Source organism: Tunturibacter empetritectus (assembly GCF_040358985.1).
Classification (GTDB): domain Bacteria; phylum Acidobacteriota; class Terriglobia; order Terriglobales; family Acidobacteriaceae; genus Edaphobacter; species Edaphobacter empetritectus.
On sequence record NZ_CP132932.1, the window covers coordinates 2,574,571 to 2,588,524 of the forward strand.

The 13,954-nt window shown below is 61.2% G+C and carries 13 protein-coding genes; 5 read left to right on the top strand and 8 right to left on the bottom strand.

Translation table 11 applies throughout. From position 1 onward, the window contains the following. Nucleotides 1-102 precede the first annotated feature (102 nt). The 4 genes from RBB75_RS10515 to RBB75_RS10530 all read right to left on the bottom strand — a co-directional run bounded on the left by RBB75_RS10515 (nt 103) and on the right by RBB75_RS10530 (nt 4,683). Nucleotides 103-2,079 carry a PP2C family protein-serine/threonine phosphatase gene (locus tag RBB75_RS10515; protein ID WP_353068056.1) on the bottom strand — a complete coding sequence of 659 codons (1,977 nt, stop codon included), beginning with the start codon at nt 2,077-2,079 and terminating at the stop codon, nt 103-105. A gap of 299 nt (nt 2,080-2,378) precedes the next feature. After that, nucleotides 2,379-3,410, bottom strand: coding sequence for an ABC transporter permease (locus RBB75_RS10520; protein WP_179636545.1), 1,032 nt, complete (start codon nt 3,408-3,410; stop codon nt 2,379-2,381). Continuing rightward, nucleotides 3,403-4,386, bottom strand: coding sequence for an ABC transporter ATP-binding protein (locus tag RBB75_RS10525; protein WP_179636546.1), 984 nt, complete (start codon nt 4,384-4,386; stop codon nt 3,403-3,405). Before RBB75_RS10525 ends, RBB75_RS10520 begins: the two co-directional genes overlap by 8 nt. Before the next feature lie 75 nt (nt 4,387-4,461). Then, complete coding sequence (locus RBB75_RS10530; protein ID WP_179636547.1) at nt 4,462-4,683, bottom strand: hypothetical protein; 222 nt, start codon at nt 4,681-4,683, stop codon at nt 4,462-4,464. 245 nt (nt 4,684-4,928) lie between these two features. On the opposite strand from RBB75_RS10530, the gene RBB75_RS10535 reads away from it, so the two are divergent. From RBB75_RS10535 to RBB75_RS21105, 3 genes are read left to right on the top strand one after another with little or no spacing between them, the layout of a single operon-like run. Further along, nucleotides 4,929-5,234, top strand: a complete 306-nt coding sequence (locus RBB75_RS10535) for an ArsR/SmtB family transcription factor (protein ID WP_179636548.1) — start codon at nt 4,929-4,931, stop codon at nt 5,232-5,234. Nucleotide 5,235: 1 nt separating this feature from the next. After that, nucleotides 5,236-5,754 (top strand): SRPBCC family protein, encoded by a 519-nt coding sequence (locus tag RBB75_RS10540; RefSeq protein WP_179636549.1) that lies wholly within the window; start codon nt 5,236-5,238, stop codon nt 5,752-5,754. After that, nucleotides 5,751-6,140, top strand: a complete 390-nt coding sequence (locus RBB75_RS21105) for an LIC_13387 family protein (protein WP_434557129.1) — start codon at nt 5,751-5,753, stop codon at nt 6,138-6,140. Before RBB75_RS10540 ends, RBB75_RS21105 begins: the two co-directional genes overlap by 4 nt. A 48-nt stretch (nt 6,141-6,188) precedes the next feature. Here RBB75_RS21105 and RBB75_RS10550 read toward each other — a convergent pair whose 3' ends face one another. Further along, nucleotides 6,189-7,046: an ATP-binding response regulator gene (locus tag RBB75_RS10550; RefSeq protein ID WP_353068058.1), complete on the bottom strand. Its 858-nt coding sequence runs from the start codon at nt 7,044-7,046 to the stop codon at nt 6,189-6,191. 87 nt (nt 7,047-7,133) lie between these two features. Then, the gene (locus RBB75_RS10555; RefSeq protein ID WP_353068059.1) at nt 7,134-10,172 is read right to left on the bottom strand and encodes a valine--tRNA ligase; all 3,039 of its coding nucleotides are present in this window, start codon (nt 10,170-10,172) and stop codon (nt 7,134-7,136) included. 119 nt (nt 10,173-10,291) lie between these two features. On the opposite strand from RBB75_RS10555, the gene RBB75_RS10560 reads away from it, so the two are divergent. Further along, nucleotides 10,292-10,786: a polymer-forming cytoskeletal protein gene (locus tag RBB75_RS10560; protein WP_353068060.1), complete on the top strand. Its 495-nt coding sequence runs from the start codon at nt 10,292-10,294 to the stop codon at nt 10,784-10,786. A 97-nt stretch (nt 10,787-10,883) separates the two neighbouring features. Next, nucleotides 10,884-11,414 carry a hypothetical protein gene (locus RBB75_RS10565; protein ID WP_353068061.1) on the top strand — a complete coding sequence of 177 codons (531 nt, stop codon included), beginning with the start codon at nt 10,884-10,886 and terminating at the stop codon, nt 11,412-11,414. A 79-nt stretch (nt 11,415-11,493) separates the two neighbouring features. Here RBB75_RS10565 and RBB75_RS10570 read toward each other — a convergent pair whose 3' ends face one another. Together RBB75_RS10570 and rpe are read right to left on the bottom strand one after the other, a co-directional pair. Then, nucleotides 11,494-13,212, bottom strand: a complete 1,719-nt coding sequence (locus RBB75_RS10570) for an outer membrane protein assembly factor BamD (RefSeq protein ID WP_353068062.1) — start codon at nt 13,210-13,212, stop codon at nt 11,494-11,496. Between the two features lie 64 nt (nt 13,213-13,276). After that, nucleotides 13,277-13,954 carry a ribulose-phosphate 3-epimerase gene (gene rpe, locus RBB75_RS10575; protein ID WP_353068063.1) on the bottom strand — a complete coding sequence of 226 codons (678 nt, stop codon included), beginning with the start codon at nt 13,952-13,954 and terminating at the stop codon, nt 13,277-13,279.

Sequence of the window (13,954 nt, forward strand, 5' to 3'; positions counted from 1 at the left end):
ACCGGTTTTCTACCGACGCTTTTTCGTCTATTGATATCTAGCGCCAGCGGAAGATGCGGAGGGAGATGGTGAAGGGGACGATGAGCCATGCCAGCAGGATGGCTATCGGGGCGATGCTTTCAGAGAGGGCGTGAGCGTGAGGGTAAGTACGGTGATGTCGTCGCTCTGGCCGAATTGCTTTGCGGCTTCGGCGATGGCGCTTGCAGATTGGGTGCTGATGGCCTGGGTTCGGTGGAACCCGAAGAGTTCGCGACGTTCGTTCGTGGCTTCTACGACTCCGTCCGATACGAAGGTGAGGCGGTCGTGTGGATTGAGCTGGAATGTGTTTTCGGAATAATAAGCATCCGGCGTGATACCAAGTGGCAGACCGGATTCAATCTCTAGTTCTTGCCCATTGCGGTAGGGCGGGAGGTTTCCGGCGTTGGCTAGGGTCATGTTGCCATTGGCGGCGATAAGCGCGGCGGTGCAGATAACGAAGCCTGTTATCTGGCCGTGGAGAACGCGGTTGAGGTGAGCGAGGACTTCGTCGGGTCTTCGCACTGGGCAGCCACGCAGCGCGCCGATGATGCTGCCGACGGTCATTGCAGCTTTGAGGCCCTTGCCGCTGACGTCTCCGACGACAACGAGCAGAGAGCCGTCGTTGGCGGGCATGATCTGGAAGAAGTCACCGCCTACTTCACTGGCGGGAAGATAGACGCTTTCGATGGCAAAACCGGGGGTAGCAAGCGGCTTTGCCGGGAAGAGCAGCGATTGAATGTTGCGGGCAGATTCGAATTCACTTGCAAGGCGCGCCCCCTCCTGCCGAGCGAGCGAGAAGCGCCGAATCAGAAATAGAAGAAGCGCAAAGATGAAGACTGTACCGACGGCTGGACCAGGCAACAGCACGAACGGTTTGGTTAGCAAAGCGAAAGTCCAGTGTGACGCCCAACGCTGCCAGCCCAGTTGCCACGTGATGAGGAGGAGGTTGTCGATGAAGGGAAATCCCTGCCAGAGCAGAGTAGGAACAAGCAGGATGAGCGCGTCGCGATCGCGTTGGAGCGCGCGCCTAAGCAGGGTTACGAGAATCCAGACGGTGGCAGGGAGCACAGACAGCGTGGCAATCAAGCTGGCAATTCCCACGGAGGTGATATTGATATTGAAGACGTAAAGAAAAATCCCTAGCGGATTGATGAGCAACAACGCGGCAATGAGCCACCATGCTTTGGAGCGCGGCGCGCGCAGCACGATGGAGAAAAAAGCCATGGCAGCAAAGAGAGCAGCCGATCGCACTAAGCCATCGATAAAATCAAAGACCGGCAAAGGCATCAGAGCAAGTACCTGACCGAAGCTCAGTCCGATGTCTATCGCGTTCGCCAGTAGAAGCAGCGCGAACCATAGATATTCACGTTCTTCGCGGCGGATGAAAAACAAGACGAGCATGACGAGGCCGACGAGCGTGCTGAGCACGGCATAGGTGTATTCGTTGACGAGCCCGTTCCACTGCAGCGATCTGGCCGTCGCCGCACGTTGTGCGATGAGGCGAGAGTCTCCGAAATAGCTGCTACCGAAAACCCCAAACCCTCCCGGCACATAATCTGCCCAGGCCGGAAGGTGCCAGGTGCGGATGGCAATGTGAAACGTACGCGGGCCGGCGGTTGCGGCGGGGGATAGGGCAAAGACGCGGCTTAAAACGGCGTAGTTCAGAGAACTGAGGATTGGGCCGAATGAACCGGCGAGACGTCCGTCGACGAAGAGCTGATAGCCCGTTTCCATGGGCCCTAAATTGATGGACCAATTCCTGCTACCGTCAGGCACCACTACGGTGAAGCGATACCATGCGAATCCGCTGTAGTTCTTATAGCCCTGTTGGCCAGGAGCCTCATCGGACCGGAGCAGAGGCCATTGCGAATCGTCGAAGTTCGGGTCGGCCCATGCGGGATCGTCTCCGATGTGAAAACGCCAGAGGCCATCGAGGGAGGCGACGGGCTCGCGTCCGGTTTGCAGGTTGAAGTTCTGGGCATGAAGTCCAGAGGCCGCGCAGAGGAAGAGCGACAACAAGGCTAGCGGCACCAGCAGCACAGAGAATAGCGAGAGTCTCATCTGACGACTTTGAGCTTTCTCATGATCCGTCTCCTCTGCGGGTTTCGGCTATGGCATAACGCCGCCAACACGGCCTGCGGGCACTAGCTAGCTAATTTTCTACCCATAGTACGTGATGAGTAACGAAACACGCATGTCGCCAGACATCCTTCTGGATTCTCGCTAAATCGCCGAGTCACTCATCGACGATCAGGCGGCTATCCGCACTTCACGAAAAACGAGGTTTTCGGCAGCTCCTTGTGTCGGACCCGAAGCTGGCCTACCACTGGTATTTCCCTTGAGTTTTCGTCCCCCGATATCTAGCGCCAGCGGAAGATGAGGAGGGAGATGGCGAAGGGGATGATGAGCCATGCCAGAAGGATGGCTACTGGGGCGATGAGTTGTTGGAGGCTCATTCCTTGAAGCATGTTGCCGCGCATGGCGTCGATGGCGGCGGTGAGAGGCAATGCTCGGATCAGGGGCTGGACGACTGCGGGAAAGCGGGTGGAGGAGAAGAAGACTCCGGAGAAGATCCACATGGGAAACATGACGAAGTTCATGAGGCCGGAGACAGCTTCGATGGTTTTGGCGCGGGAGGCTGTGAGCAGGCCGAGGGCAGAGAAGGCTAGTGAAGTGAGCATGCAGAGGAGTGCGAGTTGCGTGATCGATCCGCGGAAGGGCACACCGAAGACGAGGCGGGAGAAGCCGAGGAAGGCGGCGACTTCGATGACGAGCATAACCAGACGCGAGAGGAGAAACGATGCGAGGTACTGCCAGCGCGGCATGGGCGAGGCGACGAGGCGCTTGAGGAGTTTCTTTTGGCGCGCGTCAACGATGGCGAATCCCATGCCCCACATGGCGGATCCCATCAAGTTCATTCCCAGCAGGCCTGGCACGACGAAGTCGATGTACCGGGAGCCGGTTTCGTGGACTAACTCTTCTTTGGTGGGGAGGGCGTCGTGTCGGCCGGCTGCGGTTTGGATGGCGCGGTCGGCGAGGAGCTTTGCGGTTCGTGCGTCCGGGTTGGTGGAGTCATACTGGTAGACAGTCGTGTCCGGCCTCTGAACTGCGAGGAGCAGAATGCGTCCCGTCGCTAACGCCTGCGTGCCTGCTGCTTCATCCATCGTTGTGGAGGTCAGTCCTTTGTCGGCGTTGAGTGCCTGGGTGAGTTGCAGCGTGGTCGCGCCTACCTGAAGGACCTCCGGCGGGCGGTTGCGAAAGGCGATGCCAAGGCCGGCGGCGAGCAGGATGGGGAAGATGAAGATCCAGAAGATGGCTTCGGGCTCGCGAAGGAAGAGGCGGAAGCGCATCATCGTGAGTTGATAGAGGCTGCTGAACTCCAGCTTATTCATCGCGGAGGTTCCTTCCGGTGAGGGCTACGAAGACATCTTCGAGCGTGGCCGAGTGGGTGCGGAACTCGTCGAGGTGAAGCCCCTGCGAGGCGAGTACGGAGAAGATCTTCGGGACTGCGGTGTGGAGCTCGCGCACGGAGAGCTGGTGGATTCCGGCGGTGAGGCGGTGTGACTCTACTCCGTCGATGGCTGTCAGCAGGGCTGGATCGACTGCGGCGGCTCCGTTTGCTCCGGTTGCTCCGTTGTCCTGGCTGGTGGCGGCGAACTCTACGATGTGTTCTCCGCCGACGGAGGCGATGAGCTTCGGCGGGGTGTCGAGCGCGATGATGCGGCCGTGGTCCATGATCGCGACGCGGTCGCAGAGGCGCTCGGCCTCGTCCATGTAGTGGGTGGTGAGGATGATGGTGCGGCCCTCCTGCTTGAGGCGGTCGAGGAGATCCCAGAGGTTGCGGCGTGCCTGGGGATCGAGGCCGGTGGTGGGCTCGTCGAGGAAGAGCAGCTCGGGGTCGCCGACGAGCGCGCAGGCCATGGCGAGTCGCTGCTTCTGGCCGCCGGAGAGAGTGCCTACGCGGGCGCTGCGCTTCTCTTCGAGCTGGGCGGTTTTGATGGAGTCTTCGACGGTGATGCCGCGGCGAAAGAAGCTGCGGAAGAGGCGCAGGGTCTCTTCGACGGTCATCTTCTCGGAGAACTGGGTCTCCTGGAGTTGGAGGCCGATGCGCTGGCGCAGTTCTTCGGCGTGTGTGCTCCAGTTGAGACCGAGGAGTTCGACGACGCCGCTGTCGGGTGCGGTGAGGCCTTCGCAGATCTCGATGGTAGTGGTTTTGCCGGCGCCGTTTGGCCCGAGCAGACCGAAGCACTCGCCGGATGTGACCTCGAGATCGAGACCGTTGACGGCGACGACCTCGGCGAAGGCCTTGCGGACTCCGCGCAGGTGGAGGGAGGGCGCCTGGGGCGTCGGCTTGGCCGTAGAACTCATGGACTTAGAGTATGCGGGGCGGGTGCCGCGATCAACCGCTGAAGTGCAGAGTCGTTGCCAGAAGTGCGGGGGCCGCTAGCTGTCTTTGCGGTAGAGGAGCTCGCGCATGGCCTGGCGCCGGGCGGCGTTGGCTTCGGTCTGGTTTTTGCGCTCGTCGGAGTCCATGCGTTGCTTGCTTACGGGGTCGGTGAACTCTTCGGCGCTGCACTCGGGACAGCGGTTGGCGAAGCCGGGCTTATCCGGCTTTAGCTCGAACTCTTCTGAGCAGATGGCGCAGACTTTGATCGGAAACGGCATACTCTCCATGATAAATCGACTTCCGATTTTAGCGCGCCCTGCACGGGCGGCGCCCACTTTGTGGGGGGTGTACCGGCTCGCCTTGGGCCTCCCGTTGGTCGGCGGAGAGATTCTTGATCGCGACCAAAGGGAGCGCCAACCGAAGGGGTATACAAGTCACGAAGTGACCGCCCCGCGCGCAGCGGGCACTTCGTTATCTCTAAAAATGCTTGACAGATTTTTATGTAAGTACTAGCTTACGGTAAGTGAAAGCTTACGAACAGGTGCAACTTAATGCTTTGGGGGATGTTACGCGGCGGATGCTGCTGGAGCGGCTTCGCCGGGGGCCGTTGCCGGTTGGCGAGCTCGCGCGTGGTCTTACGGTTAGCAGGCCTGCAGTCTCGCAGCATCTGCGGGTTTTAAAGGAGGCGAAGCTGGTGCGCGATGAGGCAGCAGGAACGCGGCGCTACTACAGTTTGGATCCGAAGGGATTTGAGGCGCTGCGAAAGTATCTGGACAACTTCTGGGGCGAGGCTCTGGAAGCATTTCAAGCGAAGGTCGAGGAGAAGTGATATGCCGGAGAGACAACTGATGATGGATGAAGCGACGCTGCTGGCGGACTCGCAGGAGTTGGAGCCCGTGCGGAAGAGTGTTCGCGTGAAGGCAGAGGTTGCGCGCGCGTTTCGGGTGTTTACGGAGGAGATGGATAGCTGGTGGCCGCGGACGCACCACATTGGCAGCTCACCGATGAAGCGTGTGGTGGTGGAGGGCAAGCCGATGGGCGCGATCTATTCCGAGCAGGAGGATGGGACGAACTGTCCGTGGGGTTCGGTGTTGACGTGGGAGCCTCCACATCTTTTTGTTATGGCGTGGCAGATTCGTCCGGACTGGCAGTTCGAACCGGATCTGAGCAGGTGTAGTGAGGTGGAGGTGCGATTTACTCCGGCGGATGATGGCACGACGCTGGTGGAGCTGGAGCATCGCCACATGAAGCGACACGGTGCGGGCTGGTCGAAGATGCACGAGCAGGTGAACTCCGGCTGGGTCGGCGTGATGGAGCGGTTTGCGGCGAAGGCGGATGAGTGGGTATGAGGGCGGCGGCGTGGTTTCGCGCTGCGGCTGTGGTGTTGCTGCTGTTTGCCGTGGGCCATACGTACGGCTTTCTGGCCTTCCGCCCGGACACGGCGGAGGGTCGTGCCGTGTGGGAGGCGATGAACAGCGTGCGCTTTTCTGCTGGGAGCTCGACGTTCAGCTATGGCGGGTTTTATAAGGGCTTTGGACTGTTTATCTCGAGCCTTTATCTCTTCGGCGCATGGCTGGCATGGACACTGGGGTCGATGGTGCGCGCCGGGGAGATGGCAGCGCGCAGGATTGCGTGGGGATGTTTGTGCTGCAGTGCTTTGGAACTGTGCTTTCGCTGCAGTTCTTTTCGGTTGGGCCTGCGGTGTTGTCCGCGCTGGCGGCGCTGTGTTTTATGATGGGCGCGGTTTCGATGCAGAGGTCTGCTGGATGAACGGAGCTATGCTTCAGGGCTTCTCGTTGTTCGCGGTTGTATCCAGGTACTTGATGAGTATTACTTCGTTGCCGATTGCGTTGTAGATTAGCTCGTCGACGGTGCCGCTTGCTAGAAGAAGACCGTATCCTCCGGCGCGCATCCCCTGTTCCTTGCGTAGCAGGATGTGGGCCGTGGGATCGGTAGCGGGATTTCCGATGGCCGCGTGGGCGAGGGATTCCTTCTGGAAGCCGGTGCCGGGGTCGCGCACACGGAAGACCATGGTGCGGGCGGTGCGAATGGCGTTCACTTCGACGACCTGTTCGGGATTGAACTTCGCTCCGTGTTCCATGGCGTTCATAAGAATCTCGCGGAAGGCCTGGATGATCTCCTGTCTCGCATCTTCGGGGAGTTGGGCGCTGAGTTCCTTCGCGAAGGAGAGAAGGCGCTCGGCGGTGACGAGGCGGCAGTTGGCGCGGATGGAGACCCAACCGGGACGGGCCGAGAGGATTTCGATGTCGTCTCGCGAGTGGTTGTCGGAAGCCGCACTGGCGACCATGGCCGCGATCTCCTGAGTGTCGAAGGGAGGCGTGAAACAGCCGAAGACCCGGGCTTTCAGGGCGGCGATGACCTTGTCGGGGGTACTGTGTTGCGCGAGGACGATGCACTTCAGTTCGGGCCTGATGGAGCGCATCTCTTCGAGGAGCGCGAGGTTCTCATCGATATCGCTATCGGCGCTGGTAATGACGACGTCGAAGCGCCGGGTACGCAACCGCCTGAGCGCATCGGCGGGGCCTGCCGAATACACCGTGGGCAAGTGAGCGGCAGTGAGTGCGCGGCCGATCTCGCGGCTGATCGGGGTGTGACTTCCGATGATGAGAACTCGACTCATGTCGTGGTCCGAGACGTGGGAACGAGTTGATTCTAGACCATCAACTTATGCGAGACCATCGCTCGATGGTGTGATCGACCTGCTCCGTCAATCGCCGAGAGCGTCTAAGGCGGCTTTGGTTTTGTCGTAGAGGATGCGGGTTTCGGTGGACTGTTTGCGCAGGCCGTCGATGATGTGGGCGGGCGCTTTGGCTGTGAAGGCTTCGTTGTTTAGCTGCTTGTCAGCGGCGGCTAGGCCCTTTTCGTACTTGGTGAGGTCTTTGGTGAGTCGTTCGCGTTCTGCGGGGACGTCTATCTGGCGTTCGTAGGTTATGGCTACGTCGAAGTCGGCGGTGGAGCGGGCGTTCGAGCCGGTGAGTGGTTCGCTGGCGAATTCGACTGTTTGTACGCGGGCCATCTTGGCGAGGACGTCGGCGTTGGCATCGGCTAATGCGAGGACACGATTGCCTGCGTGGATGGTGATTGGTGTTGCTTCTTTTTCGGGGACGCCGAGTTCTTTGCGCAGGCCGCGTAAGGTGACGATGAGGTCCTGCAACGTCTTCATGGCGCTCTCGGCTACGGGGTCGGCGGGGAAGTCGGTGGCCTGCGGGTAGCGGGTGAGCGCGATGGATTTTGCTGGTGGGTTGCCTTCGTAGAGGGCGTGCCAGATCTCTTCGGTGAGGAAGGGCATGAAGGGGCTGAGGAGGCGGAGGGCGCTCTCGAAGACGGTGACGAGGGAGGCAAGGGTGAGGGCGGTGGTGGGGTTTGTCTCTGCGGCCGAAAGCTCTTTGGCGGAGGGGGTGGCGTTGGCTTCTTCGGGATTCTTCGCTCCGCTCAGAATGACAGCTTGAGAGTTGTTTGTTTCGTTCAGAGTGACAGCTTCGGAAGGAGCGCCGAAGTTGAGACGGAGTTTCGCAAGTTCGAGGTACCAGTCGCAGAACTCGCCCCAGAAGAACTGGTAGATGGCGTTGGCGGCTTCGTCGAAGCGGTAGTCGTCGAGGGCGCGGGCTACTTCGGCGGAGACTACGCTGAGACGAGAGAAGATCCAGCGGGTCTCGAGCGGGGTGTTGTCGGGGAGGTTCAACGTTCCAGAGTCGGAGGGTGGGAGATCCGGCGAGGACGGTCTCGCTTCGCTCGATACCCCACCCTTCGCAAACTGCGCGAAGGATGGGGCACCCGGATTCCCGGTGATTTTTGGCTTGGTGAGGTCGATGATGATGCCGGCTTCTTTGGCGCGTTCGATGTTCATGAAGAGGAAGCGGGCGGCGTTCCAGATCTTGTTGGCGAAGGCGCGGTAGCCTTCGGTGCGGGCTTCGCTGAATGCGATGTCGGTGCCGGGGGAGGCCATTGACGCGAGGGTGAAGCGGACGGCGTCGGTGCCGAAGCGCTCGATGATGTCGATGGGGTTGATGACGTTGCCCTTGGTCTTGGACATCTTCTGGCGGTCGGCGTCGCGGACGAGGCCGTGGATGTAGACGGCTTTGAAGGGGACGGCGTTCTCAAGCGAACGCGGTGAGCCATCGGGCATGGGGACGTCGAGCATGAAGTGAGTGCCGAGCATGATCATGCGGGCGACCCAGAAGAAGAGGATGTCGAAGCCGGTGACGAGGAGGTCGGTGGGGTAGAAGGTGGCGAGGTCGGGCGTGAGGTCCGGCATGCCGGTGTCGGGGTTTGGATTGGGCCAGCCGAAGACGGTGAAGGGGAGGAGGCCGGAGGAGAACCAGGTGTCGAGGACGTCGGTCTCCTGGGTGAGGTCGGGGGAGTTGCAGGTGGCGCAGTGGGTGGGCGTCGTTCGCGCCACGGTAATGGCAGAACAGGCTTTGCAGTACCACGCTGGAATGCGATGGCCCCACCAGAGCTGGCGGGAGATGCACCAGTCGTAGATGTTCTTCATCCACTCGTCGTAGACTTTCGTGTACATCTCGGGGGTGAATTTGATGTGGCCCTGGGCGACGGCTGCGATTGCTTTCGCTGCGATGCTGTCGCCGCCGGTGGTGGGGGTTTTGTTGACGGCAAGGAACCACTGCTGGGAGAGGCGGGGCTCGATGACGACGCCGGTGCGCTGGGAGAGGCCGATGGAGTTGGTGTGCTCCTTGATCTCGACGAGGAGGCCAAGGGCTTCGAGGTCGGCGACGATCTTCTCTCGCGCGGCGTAGCGGTCGAGGCCGTGGTAGGGCGAGCCGGGTAGGAGGACGTGCGCGGTCTCGTCGAGGATGGTGAGGTTGGGCAGGTTGTGGCGCTGGCCGATGGCGAAGTCGTTGGCGTCGTGCGCAGGCGTGACTTTGACTGCGCCGGTGCCGAACTCGGGCTTAGCCCAGTCGTCGGCGAGGATGGGGATCTCGCGCGCGGGACTTCCATTGATCTCGCTTAGCGGTAAGCGGACTAATTTGCCTTGCAGGGCGAGGTAGCGCTCGTCGGTGGGGTTTACGGCTACGGCTACGTCGCCGAGCATGGTCTCGGGGCGGGTGGTGGCGATGACGATCGAGGCGGTTCCATCGGGCAGAGGGCCATCGGCTAAGGGATAGCGGATGTGGTAGATCTTGCCGACGCGCTCTTCGTGCTCGACCTCGAGGTCGGAGACGGCGGTCTGGATGCTGGGGTCCCAGTTGACGATGTAGGCGCCGCGATAGATGAGGCCCTGCTCGTAGAGGCGGACGAAGGCCTCGTTGACGGCGGGGCTGAGGCGGTCGTCCATGGTGAAGTACTCGCGGGACCAGTCGACGGAGGCGCCGAGGCGCTTCATCTGGTCGAGGATGGCTCCGCCGTAGAGCTCGCGCCAGGCCCAGACCTTTTCGACGAAGGCGCTGCGGCCGAGGTCCTTGCGGGACGTGCCTTCGGCAGCGAGTTGGCGCTCGACCATCATCTGGGTGGCGATGCCGGCGTGGTCGGTGCCGGGAACCCAGAGGGCGGCTTCGCCGCGCATGCGATGCCAGCGGGTGAGGATGTCCATCTCCGCCTGGTTGAGCATGTGGCCCATGTGCAGGCGGCCGGTGACGTTGGGGGGCGGCAAAAGAATGGTGAACTTCTTTTGCGCGGCGTGCGTAGTTTCGGGGGTCGGAACGTCAAACAGATGTTCTTTGACCCAGTACTCGGCCCAGCGCTGTTCGATAACGGACGGATCGTATGCTTTTGGAAGTTCCTGGCTCATCGGTGTTTTAAGGGTAGCATCCACGGGCGTTAACCGTTGGTATGCGGTGGCCGGCTCGAGCTTGAGGAATGCGGTTCGTTGAGAGATGCATCCACGTACACTAGCCCACGAGGTTCTTCATGCGTAGACTGCTCCTCGCTCTTGCTGTGTTGACTGTTGCCTGTGCACCCGCCTTCGCCCGTTCTTCGCAGGATCGCGCCGGGGTTGGAAGCGATATTACGATTGCTGATGGAGAGACGGCGGGGGATATCGCCTGCGCGTTTTGCACGGTGCGCGTGCATGGCGAGGTGAAGGGAGATATCGCGACCTTCTTGGGATCGGTGGTGGTGGATTCGGGGAGGACGATCTCGGGCGATGTGGCTTCGCTAGGCGGCGATCTCGAGATGGGTCAGGATGCGACGGTGGGCGGCGATGTTGCGATTGCTGCGGGAGACTTGAAGCTGGGCGATGGGGCGTCGATTCATGGCCAGCAGACGGTTCTGCCGGGTAGGTTCTGGCTGCTGCTGCCACTCGCACCGTTTTTGATACTCGCCGGTCTCATTTGGCTGATCGTGTCTATTGTTCGGCGTAACCGGTATCCATATCCGGTTCCTCCGCGAGGGCGCGGGTTCTAGGCGGCGGCTGCGGGCTGAGGTAGTGTAGAAGATCTGGGAACCTGGCTTGCGGTGTATGCGTACTACCTTCTGCACGCCGTTATCCTCTGGGGGAACTTTGCCGAACTTTGCGCTCCGCAGCCTCGTTTTTACGCTTCTGTTTGCCTCGACCGCGCTCGCTCAGGCGCCGGGCAACCGGGCTTATGTCGGAGAAGACGTTTATGTTGCCTCAGGCCAGTTGGTGCACAATGCAATGTGCGTCTTCTGCTCGGTGCAGGTGGAGGGTGACGTGACGGGGCGGGTGATCGTGCTGTTCGGCAGCCTGAACGTGACCGGACAGGTGGGGAAGGGCGCGACCGTGATCGGGGGGAACGCGGTGGTCGATTCGCAGGCGCGGATTGGCGGCGATACGACGGTGCTGGGCGGCAACGCGGTATATGAGAGCGATGAGTCGTTTGGGGGTAGTGCGTATGTGCTGGGCGGACATCTGTCGCATGTGCCGCTGGCGCACGGGCAGGTGAGCGCGCACCCACGGCTGTCGTTGAGTCCGCTGTTTTCGGTTTTGCTGGGAGTGTTGGTGTTGTTGCTTCTCTCGGCTTTGTTCGTGCCGCAGGTGCGGCGGCGTATTGCGGTCAGTCAGAGTTCCTGAACGGGTTCGCTTCAGACGAAGAAGAGGATGCAGCCCTGAAGGTGCATCCTCTTTCTGTTTCGTGTGGCTTTCGCAGAGGTTAGAAGGGGTTCAGCTTGTTCAAGCCCTTCTTCTTCTTGTGCTTGCTGTCGGACTCGTCGCCCTTGTCGAAGTCAGGCTTCTTGTTCTTTCCGTTGGCGTTGCCGGTCTGTGCGGCGGGCTGGGTTCCGGGCTTGATGTCGTTCACTGCATCGGGCGCAGCCGCAGCCTTTTCAACCGCGGGGAGAGGCGTGGAGTTGGTTGGTCCAACCGCCTTCAGGCCGCCATCGGCTGGAACGGTAGTTCCGGAGGCGCCGGAGTTGAGAATCTCGACTCCGTTGATAACGTTGCCGGAGGAGGCGGGCGGAGTTGGTGTGGCGCCGGAGATGCTGGTGGTCGAGGATGCTCCGCTGGCGGCACCGGCGTCGGCGGCAGGAACGTCCGAGAGAGTCAGAGGCGCGGCGGGGGCTGCAGGACCGGCTGGTGCTGTGGCGGGTGCAGCATCAGTTGTCGTCGCGGGCTTCGCGGTGAGAGCACCCCCCGTGGCCGGCGCGTTGGGGTTTAGCGATTCGTTGAAGTCCGTCTTGATCTGGTTTACGACGTGAGGCGCGATGGTGGGGGTTGGGTCGGCGAGGGTCGGCTCTCCATCACGCGCGGCCATGACGACGTCCGGCTGGTGGAGGACGAGCAGGCGGGCACGATCCTGCAAGCGATACTGGCGGCGGCTGTTTTCAAGTGCGACGCTGGCGGCAACTTGCTCGGGCGTGGGTTGCGGAATTTTGACGTTCATGGCGTCGAGGCGGTCGCGGGCGTCTTCGACGTGGGGCGAGGCCGAGTGCTCGAGCACAACCCTGCTGTAAGCAGAGATGGCCTGGTCGTCGTAGATCTTTTCGAGGCGCGCCTTGCCTGCTTCGGGCAGCTTCATGGAGCGGACGAAGCGGGCCTCTGCTTCATAGGCGTCGCCGAGGCCGACCAGAACATCGTCCATGTGGCTGTACTGCGGATAGGTGTCGACGACGGTCTGGTATCGGGCGATGGTCGCGGGGTAGTTGTTGTGCGTGCCGTAGAAGGCTGCGATGTTGGCCTCGCGAGTGGCCATGACCTCCTGCACCTCGCGCAGTCTCTGCTTGGCCTGGGGCACCAGGGTCGACTCGGGGAACTGCTGCAGCATGAGGCGGTACTCTTCTTCGGCGTGAGTAGCCTTGGCGTAGTCGCGGTCGGGCTTGTCCATCTGGCGGAAGTAGATGTCGCCTACGCGCATCTGGGCTTCGGCGGCCTCGGGGGCGTTGGGGAAGAAGGTGATGAAGTCCTTGTACTCCTGCTCAGCTTGGGTGAGAGCTGCGGTGCCGCCTTCCTTGTACCAGCTGTCGCCGATGGCAAGCTTGGCCTTCATCTGATACTGGGAGTCAGGATAGGTGTTGAGCAGGGTCTGCAGATCGAGGCGGGCGACGTCGAAGTGGCCGCGCTTGGTGGCGTCCACGGCCTTATCGTAGAGCACTTTGTCGGGAAGCTTGGCGTCGGGCTTTTCGGCCGGCTTCATGGCCTTCTCTTTGCGGAACTCTTTTTTTGTGTCCTTGGACTGGACGACTTTACCCTTCTTGTCTGGGGGAGTTGCGGAGAGGGTGACGCTCTCATGCTGCTGACCGTTGGCGTCGGTGGTCGTCTGGGACGAGCCGGTTACCTGCGCCTGGGCTGCGAGCGAACCGAAGATCAGGCTGGCGATTGCGACTCCGGCCAGCGTGCCGGCCTTAAGAGTTGGAAAGAAAGAACGCTTTGTCATCCGGTATAGACCCCATCCGCCTCGCGCGACTGGGCGCTCAGGCTGTGTTCTATTCTAATCGTTCCTACACGACTTGTGCCGGGGCTGCGGCCCGGGCGATTTTGAGAAATTCCACGGCGTTCTGCACGGTCTTGCCGGGGCTGAAGATGGCTGAGCCGGCGACGAGCATGTCGGCTCCTGCTTCGACGACCTGGGCGACGGTATCGTGAGCGACGCCGCCGTCTACTTCGATACGAAAGTTGAGGCCCATCTCCTCGCGCAGCTCTGCGAGGTGGGCGATCTTGTCGAGCGCGAGCGGCAGGAACTTCTGTCCGCCGAAGCCGGGGTTCACGCTCATTACCAGCACATGGTGCAGCATCGGAAGGACTTCGACCAGTGTGTCGACTGGAGTTGCGGGGTTAATGACGACGGCCGGCAACATGCCGTGATGGATGATCTGCTGGAGGGTGCGGTGGAGATGGCGGCAGACCTCCTGGTGGACGCTCATCATATCCGCTCCTGCTTCGGCGAAGTCGGCGATGAAGTTGTCGGGATCTTCGACCATCATGTGGCAGTCGAGGGGGAGCCTGGTGATGGGGCGGAGCGCTTTGACGACAGGCGGGCCGAAGGTGATGTTGGGGACGAAGTGGCCGTCCATGACGTCGACATGGAGGATGGTGGCTCCGCCCTGCTCCACGAGGGCGACTTCATCGGCGAGGTGGGCGAAGTCTGCGGCGAGGATGGATGCTGCCAGTTCAATCAC